Here is a 13,753-nt window from a genome sequence, read left to right as displayed (position 1 = left end):
ATGTAAAAAGATTTAAAAGGATGGTTCGGCTGTTGAGGTGGATTCCTACATAGGCTGTTTGTTAAAGTGTTGATTCATAGGATAAAAATACTACGGGTAGTTTTCTTTATTTCTTGCGGATAAGTTTATTGGTTCTACCCATAGGACGAAGGAGTTTGTCGGGTAGAATTTTCATGCCTTAATACCGGGATTTTAGCAGGCTCTAATAATAGCGTATAAAAAAGTAGGTAGTCTCGTAAAAAAGTAGCATCTTTGCAACATGAATTGGATAGAACAAGTAACCGTATTGGAGTTATTGATAAAAGGGCTTATCGTGGGGATTGTCGTATCTGCGCCGTTAGGCCCGGTCGGTGTGCTTTGTATTCAGCGGACATTAAACAAAGGGCGTTGGTTCGGTTTTGTTACCGGACTGGGCGCAGCGTTGAGCGATATCTGTTATGCGCTGATTACGGGATATGGTATGAGCTTTATGGATGAGTTGATAGTAAAACACCAGACATTTTTGCAAGTGGTTGGTAGCATCATGCTGCTTGCTTTTGGTATCTATACGTTTCGCAGTAATCCGGTGAAAGCGCTCCGTCCCTCATCGGGAAAGCGGGGAACTTACCTGCATAATTTCGTTACGGCATTTTTTGTTACTTTTTCCAATCCGCTTATTATTTTTCTGTTCATCGGACTTTTTGCCCGTTTCTCGTTTGTTATGCCCGGTAGCCCTATCGGTTTCCAGTTGGTTGGGTATCTTGCCATCATTTTGGGAGCTGTGGCATGGTGGTTCAGCATTACTTATTTTGTAAACAAGGTCCGTTCGCATTTTAATGTCCGAGGCATCTGGGTATTGAACCGGATCATCGGGGTGGTGGTTATGATTGCCGCACTGGTGGGGTTCGTTTTGGCGGCTACCGGAAAATCATTCGCGTGAAGTTATGTATATTTCTCAACAGTTAAAACAACAGAATATTGCTGAATATCTGCTGTATATGTGGCAGATAGAAGATTTGATTCGTGCCAACGGCTTTGATATGGAAAAGATTCGGAAGTCCGTCATCGAGCCGTATCCTATCGCTGAAGAACAAAAAAAGGCATTGGCGGTGTGGTATGAAGACCTCATCAACATGATGCACGATGAAGGAGTGATGGAAAAAGGTCATCTCCAGATTAACAAGAACATCATAATCTGGCTTACCGACCTGCATTTGCGTTTGCTCCGTTCGCCTAAGTTTCCTTATTATAGTGCGGCATATTATAAAGCGTTGCCTTTTATCGTTGAACTTCGTGCGAAGGGAGCCGACAAGGAGGCACCCGAACTGGAGACTTGTTTCGACGCCATGTACGGGGTGCTGATGCTTAAATTACAAAAAAAGGAAATCAGCGACGAAACCCAAAAAGCTATCAAGGTGATCGGCGATTTGCTGGCTATGCTTGCCGGATATTACCACAAAGATAAAAAGGGAGAGCTGGAAATAGAAGATTGAATTTTAGATGCTGTTTAAATTTTGCTCTGCCTGCGGTTTGAGAATTGTTTTCGAGGATGATAGCGGGCTATCTGACGAGTGAAAACGGGGAAACAGACCGGAAACAAACTCAAAAAAGTGCGGATAAAAATACTTAATCGGAAAATTTAAACAGGCTCTTACTTGGAAGCGGATTTAGCGTTTTGCAAATATATTAATCATGAAAACAATTCTTGTAACAGGGGCAAACGGACAGTTGGGTAACGAAATGCGTTTGCTGGCAGAAAAATATCAAGGGTATAATTACTGTTTTACCGATATTGCCGAATTGGATATCTGTGATGAACAGGCGGTCGACGCTTTTGTGGCAGAACATCAAGTAGATATTATTGTGAATTGTGCCGCATATACGGCGGTAGATAAGGCGGAAGATAATGTAGCATTGTGCGAACGGCTGAATCGGTTTGCGCCGGGGTATTTGGCTAAGGCTATACAAAAACGAGGCGGACAACTGATTCAGGTTTCGACCGATTACGTGTTCGACGGAACTGCGCATGTTCCTTACCGCGAAACGCATCCCACTTCTCCTAACTCGGTATACGGTTCTACCAAACTGGCAGGCGAGCAAGAGGCGATGAAATACTGCCCGGAAACGATGGTTGTCCGCACGGCTTGGCTTTATTCGTCTTTCGGTAACAATTTTGTGAAAACCATGCTGCGGTTAGGACATGAGCGCGATTCGCTTGGAGTGGTATTCGACCAAGTGGGTACACCGACGTATGCCCGCGATTTGGCAGAAGCCTTGTTTGCGGCCATTCGTCAGGGGATAGTTCCCGGAATTTACCATTTCAGCAACGAAGGGGTTTGCTCGTGGTATGATTTTACGCAGATGATTCACCGGATAGCGGGCATTACCGATTGTAAACTGAAACCGCTTCACTCCGAAGAATATCCGGCGAAAGCCAATCGTCCGCATTACTCCGTACTCGATAAAACAAAAATAAAAGAAACATACGGTTTGGAGATTCCTTACTGGGTAGACAGCTTGAAGGAGTGTATCGACCTTCTTCAGGGTGCTAACAACTGAAATGACTGATTAGAATAATAATTTCATTTTATGAACGAAATAGAAAGACGACGTACATTTGCGATTATCGCTCATCCGGATGCCGGTAAAACCTCACTGACAGAAAAACTGTTGCTGTTCGGAGGACAGATTCAGGTGGCAGGGGCGGTAAAATCGAACAAAATCAAGAAAACTGCGACTTCCGACTGGATGGATATCGAAAAGCAACGTGGAATATCGGTTACTACTTCGGTTATGGAGTTCGATTACCATGACTATAAGGTTAATATCCTTGATACGCCGGGACACCAAGACTTTGCGGAAGATACTTACCGTACGCTGACGGCGGTGGATAGCGTAATCATTGTGGTAGACGGAGCAAAGGGTGTGGAAACTCAGACACGGAAGCTGATGGAGGTGTGCCGTATGCGCAATACGCCTGTGATTATCTTTGTCAACAAGATGGACCGCGAGGCGAAAGACCCGTTTGATTTGTTGGATGAACTGGAAGAAGAACTTGCCATTAACGTGCGTCCGCTTACATGGCCTATCGAGAGCGGCCCACGCTTTAAGGGTGTATATAATATTTACGAACAAAAGCTGAACCTTTTCCAACCCTCTAAACAGGTGGTGACCGAGAAGGTGGAAGTAGATATCCATACCGAAGAACTGGATAACCACATCGGTACACCGTTGGCGGAAAAACTGCGCAGCGAGTTGGAACTGATTGAAGGGGTATACCCGGAGTTCAGCGTTGACGATTATCTGAAAGGCGAGTTGGCTCCGGTATTCTTCGGATCGGCGCTGAACAACTTCGGCGTGCAGGAGTTGCTGGATTGTTTTGTGGAAATAGCTCCCAGTCCGCGTCCGGTGCAGGCAGAAGAACGCATCGTTAAGCCCGATGAGCCCAAGTTTACCGGCTTTATCTTTAAGATTACGGCGAACATCGACCCCAACCACCGTTCGTGTGTAGCTTTCTGTAAAATCTGTTCCGGAAAATTTACCCGCAATACGCCTTATCTGCACGTGCGTCATAACAAAACCATGCGGTTTTCTTCGCCCACCCAGTTTATGGCTCAGCGGAAAACCACGGTAGATGAGGCTTGGGCTGGAGACATCATCGGTTTGCCGGACAACGGGACATTTAAAATCGGCGATACATTGACCGAAGGCGAAAACTTGCATTTCAAAGGACTGCCGAGTTTCTCTCCCGAAATGTTCAAATATATAGAAAATGCCGACCCGATGAAAGCGAAGCAGTTGAACAAAGGTATCGACCAACTGATGGACGAAGGTGTGGCACAGTTGTTCGTCAACCAGTTTAACGGACGCAAAATTATCGGTACGGTAGGTCAGCTTCAGTTCGAAGTAATTCAGTATCGTTTGGAAAATGAATACAACGCCAAGTGTCGTTGGGAGCCGGTAAGCCTTTATAAAGCCTGCTGGATAGAGAGCGACGACCCCGCTGAATTGGAAGCATTCAAGAAGCGCAAGTATCAGTACATCGCCAAAGACCGTGAGGGACGAGACGTATTCCTTGCCGATAGTGGTTATGTTCTCCAGATGGCTCAAGCCGACTTCAAGCATATCAAGTTCCATTTTACTTCAGAGTTCTGATATACCTATTATACCGCATTCTTGTGTGTGGGAAAATTGAGAAACTGTTTTCATCCCGAATCATCGCACGATAAATTCAAAACAGACTCTAAGAAAACAAGCCTGTGTTTTGCTGTAAGCAAGGGCTTGTTTTCTTGTTTTGTGGCATCGGATTCCGAAGGTATTGCCGGTGGATGGTCCGGCTGTGGGGATGAAAGAAAAAAATCAGTATGTCGTCCCGAAAAAATATGTTAAACACACGTGAGGCTGTGAATAAAATTCGTATATTTGCACGCAATAAATTCTAAAGCATAAAAGCCTATGTCATTTATTGCAGACAAAGTAGTGATGGACGGATTGACTTACGATGATGTACTGTTAATTCCTGCCTATTCTGAAGTATTACCCAAATCAGTCGAACTCACGACTAAGTTTTCACGCAACATTGAGTTGAAAATCCCGTTTGTAACTGCCGCTATGGATACGGTTACCGAAGCGCAAATGGCTATTGCCATAGCTCGCGAGGGAGGTATCGGAGTTATTCACAAAAACATGTCTATTGAAGAGCAGGCACGTCAGGTAGCAATCGTAAAACGTGCAGAAAACGGTATGATTTACGACCCGGTAACCATTAAGCGCGGCTCAACCGTAAAAGATGCGTTGGCTATCATGGCTGAATATAAAATCGGCGGTATTCCGGTGGTAGATGACGAAAATTATCTGGTAGGTATTGTAACAAACCGTGACTTGCGTTTCGAAAAAGACATGTCGAAACGTATCGACGAGGTGATGACGAAAGAAAACATCGTTACCACCGAACAGGCTACCGACATGGAAACGGCTTCGCGCATCTTGCAGGAAAACAAGATTGAAAAACTGCCGGTTGTGGATAAAAACGGTAAGTTGGTAGGCTTGATTACTTATAAAGACATTACGAAAGCAAAAGACAAACCGATGGCTTGTAAAGACGCAAAAGGTCGGTTGCGCGTGGCTGCCGGTGTGGGCGTTACTGTCGACACGATTCAGCGCATGGAGGCATTGGTTAACGCCGGTGCAGATGCCATTGTGATTGATACGGCTCACGGACATTCTAAATATGTTATCGAGAAGCTGAAAGAAGCAAAACAAAAATTCCCCGAAATTGATATTGTAGTAGGAAATGTGGCTACGGGCGAAGCTGCCAAGATGTTGGTAGAAGCCGGAGCAGATGCTGTGAAAGTAGGTATCGGTCCGGGTTCAATCTGTACTACCCGTGTGGTAGCCGGTGTGGGTGTTCCTCAGTTGTCTGCTGTATATGATGTGGCGAAGGCTTTGGAAGGCACAGGCGTACCTTTGATTGCTGACGGCGGCTTGCGTTATTCAGGCGACGTGGTGAAGGCACTTGCTGCCGGAGGATACAGCGTAATGATTGGTTCGCTGGTAGCCGGAACAGAAGAGTCTCCGGGCGATACGATTATCTTTAACGGACGTAAGTTTAAATCGTACCGCGGTATGGGTTCGCTCGAAGCTATGGAGAACGGTTCGAAAGACCGTTATTTCCAAAGCGGAACGGCGGATGTGAAGAAACTGGTTCCCGAAGGTATTGCAGCCCGCGTTCCTTACAAAGGCTTGCTGTACGAAGTTATCTACCAGTTGGTAGGCGGATTGCGTGCGGGTATGGGTTACTGCGGAGCGCATAACATCATGGAGTTGCATAATGCCAAGTTTACCCGTATCACCAATGCCGGAGTATTGGAAAGTCATCCTCACGATGTAACCATTACAAGCGAGGCTCCTAATTACAGCCGTCCTCAATAATAGTGGTCTTTCCGGTTGGAAAAAGATAAACCATTAATGCGCGGATTACGCTGATTACACATTCGAAACAAACAGCGAGTGAAAACGTGTAATCGGTGTAATCCGCGCTTATTTTTATAAGAATGAAAAATAGTTTGCTTGTCTGTTTCGGGTTACTCTTTTCCGCTTTACTCTGGGGGGCGGATGTTGATAAGTCTTTGCTGAAAATAAACGGTAAAGAAACCTCGCTTGCGGAGTTTGAATACTATTATCGCCAAATCGCATCTCAGACAAAGGAATCGCCCCAACACTATTTCTCTAATTTTGTAACCTATAAGCTGAAAGTGGCAGATGCCCGCAGGCTTCGCATGGATACTCTGCCGGAATTTAAGAAGCAATATGCACGTATTCAGGCAAACTTGTTGAAGTCGGTTTTACTTGATAAAGCGGGAATGGAAGCATTGAAGCGTTCGATGAGTGAAAAAAGACGAAACCGTTTTAAGAGAACAGACGAAGTGCGTGTTGAAGAAATAACGCTATTGCTTCCTCAATATGCCACAGACGTTGAAAGAAGAGATGCCGACAGGCGAATCGATTCCATTTATAGCGCCTTAAAAACGGGGGCATCGTTTTCGGAACTGTCGGAAAAGTATTCCGAAAAGAAAAGCAGTGAACCGGAATGGAGGCCGATAGGGTTGTTGTCCGATGAATTTGCGGCAGGTCTGCAAAATTTGGGAAAAGGAGAATTTTCAAAACCCTTTCATTCACCTTTAGGTGTTCATATTGCCCGGTTGATAGACAGGCGGAACGGAATAGAAACGAGCGATTTTTCGCAAACTTTAGAACGGTATGTAGAGCAGATAGATGCATCGTCACCGATGCTGAACCGCAGTTTATATGAACAATGGCAAAATGGAAGTCTGGAACATTGGTTGCCTTTCCGCCAAGCATACGACGGCTTGTTGGCTATCTACTGGGATGAAAAACATTCATCGCCTGTTGTTGCATCGCCGGCAGAATTAGAGCAATATTTTAAAGCTCATAAAGATGACTATGTATGGGAATTTCCACACTTTAAAGGAGGTGTCGTTCATTGCCTGAACAAGAAAGCGGCATCGAAACTGAAAAAACGTCTGAAAAAGTTACATCCGTCGGAGTGGAATGCAGCAATACAACGGTTATCGTCGGAAAATCCGAATCTGCGGGCAAAGGTAGAGACCGGACTTTTTCAGATAGGTAAAAACGTATATGTAGATAAACTCGCTTTTAAGTGCGGAACATACGTTCCGCTGAAAGATTATCCATATACATTCGTTATCGGCAAAAAACTGAAGAAAAAGCCGGAGGGGTATGAGGATGTAAAAGAAGAGGTCGTAAGAGACTGTTTGCAGATGAAGAAAAGGGAAAAAATGGCTTATTTGCAACGTTATTTCACGGTAGAAATTAATGAAGAGGTTTTAAAAACAGTTAATTATGTCGGAAATAACTAATTAAGCTGTATCTTCGTTCACCAATTCGATATTCATGAGGCAGAAGAGGAGATGGAACATACTGGTAGCCGTTTTGTTGTTGGCGGGATGCACACCGTCGGTCGACCATAAAGGAAAGACTCCTTTGGTGGAGGTTGCAGGCAATTTTCTGTATAAGGAAGATCTGCAGGCGGTTATGCCTATCGGACTTTCGCAAAAAGACAGTACGGCTTTTGCAGACGAATATATTCGTAATTGGGCGGAAGATGAACTTTTGTATCAGAAAGCAGAAGGAAACATTCCTGATAATGTAAAAATAGATGAACGGGTGGCAGCTTTCCGCAAAGCGTTGGTTATGCACATGTATGAAGAGGAACTGGTGAATCAAGAGCTCGGAAATACGGTTAGCGATGAAGAAGTAGAGGCATACTATCGTCAGAATTCCGGAATGTTCCGTGCAGGACAGCCCTATATACAGGGATTGTTTATGAAAGTACCTTTAACTGCTTCCCAACTGTCGAAAGTGCGTGGATGGTACAAGCGGAATACGCAGGATGCCATTGACAACTTGAGCAAATACGGTATAGGCAATGCGGTGAGTTATGAATATTTCTACGACCGCTGGATACCGCTATCGGATATCGCTGTAAAGCTGCCTTTAAAAGCATTGGATACCGATCGGGATTATCTGAATCGGAATCGTAACGTGGAAGTGCGTGATACAGCATTCTGTTATTTCCTTCATGTGGAAAACTTTTTGCCGGAGGGAGAGCAGCTGCCGCTGGAATATGCCAGAAGCGAGATAAAAGAAATTTTGATAAACTTGAAGCGAGTTGATTTTATAAACCGGATGAAGCAAGATTTATATAAGGAGGCTTCGGAGGATAATGATATAGTATATTATAAGTAAATTCAGAAAGAAAATTCAGATGAAAACAATGAATTTGACAAGGTTATACGTATGCTTGTACTTGTGTTTGGCAGGTGTGTTTATTGCTCATGCGCAAAATAATGTAATTGATGAAGTGGTATGGGTAGTAGGTGATGAGGCTATTCTGAAGTCGGATGTGGAAAACGAACGCTTGAATGCTCAATACGAAGGGCGTCGTTTTGACGGAGATCCTTATTGTGTGATTCCGGAAGAATTGGCTGTACAGAAATTGTACCTTCATCAAGCGGAAATAGACAGTGTGGAAGTATCGGAACAGCAGGTGATTCAGGATGTAGAGCGTCGTACTGCATGGCTGATAGAACAAATCGGCTCGAAGGAAAAGATGGAAGAATATTACAATAAAACTTCTACTCAAATCAGGGAAATGCTGCGTGAAAATGTGCGCGACGGGTTGACAATGCAAGAAATGCAGAAGAAAATCGTAGGAGATATCAAATTGACGCCGGCTGAGGTTCGTAATTATTTTAGTAAATTACCTCAAGACAGTATTCCGTTTGTGCCTACACAAGTGGAAGTGCAAATCATCACTCGCGAACCGAAAGTAAAAGAAGAGGAAATAGAACGGGTGAAAAAAGAATTGCGTGATTTTACAGAGCGTATCAATAAAGGAGAGACCACATTCTCTACATTGGCGCGTTTGTATTCGGAAGACCCCGGTTCGGCACGTCGAGGTGGTGAATACGGATTTACCGGACGCGGAGAGCTTACTCCGGAATTTGCAAACGTGGTATTTAATTTGACTGATCCGAAGAAAATTTCGAAAGTGTTTCAAACGGAATATGGTTATCATATTGCCCAATTAATAGAAAAACGTGGAGACCGCATCAGTTACCGACACATTTTGCTGAAACCCCGTATCGATGAAGAAGAAGTGCAAGTGGAGTTAAACCGGCTGGATACGCTTGCCAATGATATTCGTAAGGGAAAAGTGTCATTCGATGAAGCTGCAATTTGGGTGTCTCAAGATAAAGATACACGAAACAATCACGGATTGTTGGCAAATCCGCAAAGTAGTACGTCCAGATTTGAAATGCAAGAATTAGCGGGATTTATCTCACAAGATGTAGCTAAGGTGGTAGAAAACATGCAAATCGGTGAAGTTTCAAAACCTTTTAGAATGATGACAAACAAAGGTAAAGATGTTTGTGCCATCGTTAAACTGAAAAATAGAATAGACGGGCATAAAGCAACGATTTCGGAAGATTATCAACGTCTGAAAGATATTGTAACAGCAAAGCGGAGTGAAGAAAAACTTCAAAAATGGATTGTGGAAAAACAGAAGAATACGTATGTCCGTATCAATCCGAGTTGGAGAAAGTGTGATTTCAAATATCCGGGATGGATTAAAAACTGATAAATAGAGTTTTCGTTTGAAGCAATAATATGTTTGAAAGAAAGAAAAAACATAATTCTCTGAGCGGGCATAGAATACTTGGATTAGGTGTTCTATGCCTGTTTGCCTTTTGTCTTTTGGCTCAAGAAACAGTTAAAAAAGATACGCAGCCTAAACAGAAAAGTAAGGTCTTTTTGTTGCATTCCGACTTATTGCGTAAAGATTCGCGTCATCCGGATGCACAGGTGGTGGTGGGAAACGTGGTCTTTCGTCACGATAGTGTATATATGTATTGTGACAGTGCGTATTATTACGACCAAATCAGCTCGTTCGAAGCGTTCAGCAATGTGCGGATGGAACAAGGGGACACTTTGTTTCTTTATGGTGATCACCTTTATTACGACGGTATGACCCAGATAGCCGAAATGCGTATGAATGTACGTATGGAGAATCGTAATACGACGTTGCTGACTGACAGTTTGAATTATGACCGCGTGTATAATTTGGGATATTTCTTCGACGGTGGAACGCTGATGGATGAACAAAACGTTTTGACATCGGAGTGGGGTGAGTATAATCCGAGTACCAAACAGTCTGTTTTTAATTATAATGTGAAGTTGGTGAATCCGCAATTTACATTGACTTCGGATACACTGCGTTATAATACAGCAACAAAAATAGCTAATATCGTAGGACCTTCGGATATTGTAAGCGATGCCAATCATATTTATTCTGAGCGTGGTTATTATAATACAGTAACAGGGAAGGCTGACTTGTATGATCGTTCGGTGTTGACTAACGAAGGAAAGCAATTAACCGGCGACACTTTGTTTTACGATAGAAACGCCGGTATCGGAGAGGCTTTTCATAATATGGTGATGAATGACACCGTCAATAAAAACATGATGACCGGCGATTATGGTTTTTACAATGAAAAAATAAAATATGCTTTTGCCACTCGTAAAGCGGTAGCTATTGATTATTCACAAGGAGATAGCTTATTTCTTCATGGAGATACACTGATGTTGGAAACGTTTAATTTGAACACGGACTCCATGTATCGTGAAATGAGGGCTTTTCATAAGGTTCGTTTTTATCGGACAGACGTACAAGGGGTAGCAGATTCGTTGGTGTTTTCAACGGTAGATAGTTGTCTGACGATGTATAAAGACCCCATTTTGTGGAATAAAAACCAACAATTAGTAGGCGAACAGGTCAAGATTTATATGAACGACAGTACGATTGATTGGGCACATATTATTAATCAGGCATTATCGGTCGAACAAATCGACTCCGTGTTATACAATCAGGTTACGGGAAAGGAAATGAAATCTTATTTTCGCGACGGGCAGATGTGGAAAACTGAGGTTATCGGCTCGGTACGTGTTGTTTACTATCCGATGGATTCCGACAGCACACTTATCGGTATGAATGTTTCTGAAACCAGTCAGTTGGATATTTATTTGAAAGACCAAAAACTGGAACGGATGGTGATGAGTCCGAAATCGAATGGAACACTTTATCCGATGAGTCAAATACCGAAAGGGACAGATAGGTTGCAAAATTTCGTATGGTTTGATTATATTCGTCCGTTGAATAAAGCAGATATATTTAATTGGCGTGCAAAAAAAGCGGAAGACCAGTTGAAGAAGAATACCCGTCCGCCGGTAGAATTGCCGAACCAACATTTGTTTGAAGAAAAAAAGAAGTAGCTTATGGGACTGTTTTCAATGAGAAAGCCACGTGGATATCACCATGAGTATATCTATGTAGACGAGCGCAAAGAAAAATTACAGAAAATAGAAGAAAGCGCCAAGCGTGATTTAGGTATGATTCCTCCCAAAGAATTTTCTCCCGAAGATATTCGGGGTAAATTTATTGAAGGAACCACCCACTTGAAACGCCGTAAAGAGAGCGGGCGAAAACCGCTTACTTATGGTTTCTTGTTTGCTGCTATTTGTATCTTGTTATTTATATTGCATTATCTTGTTACCGGGGAGTTTACACTATGAGCGATATCATCCGTTTGTTGCCCGATTCCGTGGCTAATCAGATTGCGGCGGGCGAAGTTATTCAGAGGCCGGCATCTGTGGTAAAGGAGTTGGTCGAAAATGCGATTGACGCCGGTGCACATCATGTCGATGTGTTGGTTACGGATGCTGGGAAAACATGTATTCAGGTTATCGATGACGGAAAGGGGATGTCGGATACAGATGCGCGTATGGCTTTTGAACGTCATGCTACGTCAAAAATCCGCGAGGCCTCTGATTTGTTTGCTTTGCATACGATGGGATTTCGCGGTGAGGCACTTGCCTCGATAGCAGCGGTAGCCCAAGTGGAGTTGCGTACGTGTACCGACGATGCGCAGCTCGGTACTTCGATTACGATATCCGGTTCGAAGGTAGAGAAACAAGAACCCATAGCCTGTCCGAAAGGTAGTAATTTTGCTGTGAAAAACCTTTTCTTCAATGTTCCGGCGCGTCGTAAGTTCCTGAAATCAAACCAAACGGAATTGAGTAATATCCTGACCGAGTTCGAGCGTATCGCATTGGTCAATCCTGATGTGTCTTTTACGCTTCATCATAACGGTACCGAAATGCTTAATCTTCCTGCCATTCAGTTGCGCCAGCGAATCATGGGTGTATTCGGGAAAAAGCTGAACCAAGAACTTCTTTCGTTGGATGTTCAGACTACGATGGTTAAGTTGCATGGGTTTATTGGACGTCCGGAAACGGCCCGGAAAAAAGGGGCGCGTCAGTTCTTTTTCGTTAACGGTAGATATATGCGTCATCCTTATTTCCATAAGGCAGTGGCAGATGCGTACGAAAATCTGATTCCGGCAGGTGAACAGGTATCTTATTTCATTTATTTCGAGGTAGATCCTGCCAATATTGATGTAAATATCCATCCGACCAAAACAGAAATAAAGTTTGAAAACGAACAGGCTATTTGGCAAATTCTCTCGGCTGCCGTTAAGGAGACTTTAGGGCGTTTCAATGCAGTTCCTTCGATTGATTTTGATACCGAAGGGATGCCTGATATTCCTGCTTTTGAAAATTCACCATACTCGTTGGTTCAACCTCCGAAGACTTCTTACGACCCTTCTTATAATCCTTTTAATACCGGTGGGTCGTACACTCCCCGTCGGCATACAGACTGGGAACCTTTGTTTCAGGGATTGGAGAAAGAGCATTCGGGAAGTTCACAAGACGGGGGAGAACCGTTTGTAGAAGAGCCGCTTCCGGAGCAGGAGTTTGAGGCGTCTCCCACGTTGTACGATGCACATCCCGAAGAAAAGCCACTCGAAAAAGCTACCCAGCATTATCAATACAAAGGATGTTATATTCTTACTTCGGTAAAGTCGGGATTGATGATTATCGACCAGCAGCGGGCGCATATCCGTATTCTGTACGACCAGTATATGACGCAGATGGAAAACCGTCAGCATGTTTCTCAGCGAATGCTCTTTCCGGATATGGTTCATTTTGCGTCTTCCGAGATACCTGTGTTAGAAAGTATCATGGACGACCTTTCCGCTTTAGGCTTCGATTTGAGTAGTCTGGGAGGAGGAACCTATGCTATAAACGGTGTTCCGGCAGGTATTGAAGGACTGAATCCGGAAACATTGATAACCAACATGGTACAGACTGCCATTGAAAAAGGATGTAAAGTGAAAGAAGAAATACAGAGTACGCTTGCCCTTGCGTTGGCGAAAGCGGCTGCGATAGTGCCCGGACAGGTATTGACCAATGAAGAAATGAATAATTTGGTCGATGGTTTGTTTGCTGTTTCTACTCCCAATTATACACCCGATGGAAAATCTGTGCTTGCCGTCTTGAAAGAAGAAGATTTGGAGAAATTGTTCAAGTAAAAATATTCTGGTGTAAGCCGTTTGATGCTTCCCGAAAAATCAGCCCGTATTTCTTAGAAAAATATGGGCTTTTTCTTGTCTATGTATAAAGATGTTTTAAAAATTCTGTTCGACCGACTCATCTGTCCACTCCATAGCGCTATCCAGCTGGTTTTGTATCGTAATTTAATAAAAATATTTTGAATGATAAGTGTTATTTCTTTTTTAATTACTATATTAGCGGCTGAAAGTTTAAATAG

At 43.4% G+C, this 13,753-nt stretch carries 11 protein-coding genes; all 11 read left to right on the top strand.

Annotated features, from left to right (window positions below):
- Positions 1-259: 259 nt before the first annotated feature.
- The 11 genes from M3085_RS03340 to mutL all read left to right on the top strand — a co-directional run bounded on the left by M3085_RS03340 (position 260) and on the right by mutL (position 13,514).
- On the top strand, positions 260-919 hold the full coding sequence (locus M3085_RS03340) for a LysE family translocator (protein WP_178256477.1): 660 nt from the start codon (positions 260-262) through the stop codon (positions 917-919).
- A gap of 4 nt (positions 920-923) precedes the next feature.
- Positions 924-1,472 carry a DUF4924 family protein gene (locus M3085_RS03335; RefSeq protein ID WP_178256478.1) on the top strand — a complete coding sequence of 183 codons (549 nt, stop codon included), beginning with the start codon at positions 924-926 and terminating at the stop codon, positions 1,470-1,472.
- 199 nt (positions 1,473-1,671) lie between these two features.
- A complete protein-coding gene (gene rfbD, locus M3085_RS03330; RefSeq protein WP_178256479.1) occupies positions 1,672-2,538 on the top strand; it encodes a dTDP-4-dehydrorhamnose reductase in 867 nt (288 codons plus the stop codon).
- 30 nt (positions 2,539-2,568) lie between these two features.
- On the top strand, positions 2,569-4,134 hold the full coding sequence (locus M3085_RS03325) for a peptide chain release factor 3 (RefSeq protein ID WP_178256480.1): 1,566 nt from the start codon (positions 2,569-2,571) through the stop codon (positions 4,132-4,134).
- Between the two features lie 300 nt (positions 4,135-4,434).
- Positions 4,435-5,910, top strand: coding sequence for an IMP dehydrogenase (gene guaB / locus M3085_RS03320; RefSeq protein ID WP_178256481.1), 1,476 nt, complete (start codon positions 4,435-4,437; stop codon positions 5,908-5,910).
- Between the two features lie 122 nt (positions 5,911-6,032).
- Entirely contained in the window at positions 6,033-7,379 is a 1,347-nt protein-coding gene (locus M3085_RS03315; RefSeq protein WP_249052265.1) for a peptidylprolyl isomerase, read from the top strand.
- A gap of 34 nt (positions 7,380-7,413) precedes the next feature.
- Positions 7,414-8,268: a peptidyl-prolyl cis-trans isomerase gene (locus tag M3085_RS03310; protein ID WP_178256483.1), complete on the top strand. Its 855-nt coding sequence runs from the start codon at positions 7,414-7,416 to the stop codon at positions 8,266-8,268.
- A gap of 19 nt (positions 8,269-8,287) precedes the next feature.
- On the top strand, positions 8,288-9,664 hold the full coding sequence (locus M3085_RS03305) for a peptidylprolyl isomerase (RefSeq protein ID WP_410554116.1): 1,377 nt from the start codon (positions 8,288-8,290) through the stop codon (positions 9,662-9,664).
- 29 nt (positions 9,665-9,693) lie between these two features.
- Positions 9,694-11,355 carry an OstA-like protein gene (locus M3085_RS03300; protein ID WP_249052264.1) on the top strand — a complete coding sequence of 554 codons (1,662 nt, stop codon included), beginning with the start codon at positions 9,694-9,696 and terminating at the stop codon, positions 11,353-11,355.
- A gap of 3 nt (positions 11,356-11,358) precedes the next feature.
- Positions 11,359-11,655, top strand: coding sequence for a hypothetical protein (locus tag M3085_RS03295; protein ID WP_178256485.1), 297 nt, complete (start codon positions 11,359-11,361; stop codon positions 11,653-11,655).
- Complete coding sequence (gene mutL, locus M3085_RS03290; RefSeq protein ID WP_249052263.1) at positions 11,652-13,514, top strand: DNA mismatch repair endonuclease MutL; 1,863 nt, start codon at positions 11,652-11,654, stop codon at positions 13,512-13,514. Before M3085_RS03295 ends, mutL begins: the two co-directional genes overlap by 4 nt.
- Positions 13,515-13,753: the final 239 nt, after the last annotated feature.

The sequence above is a fragment of the Bacteroides caecicola genome (assembly GCF_023337095.1).
Taxonomy (GTDB): domain Bacteria; phylum Bacteroidota; class Bacteroidia; order Bacteroidales; family Bacteroidaceae; genus Phocaeicola; species Phocaeicola gallinarum.
Note: the sequence above shows the minus strand (reverse complement) of the source record. Positions and strands in the feature narration are given on the sequence as shown.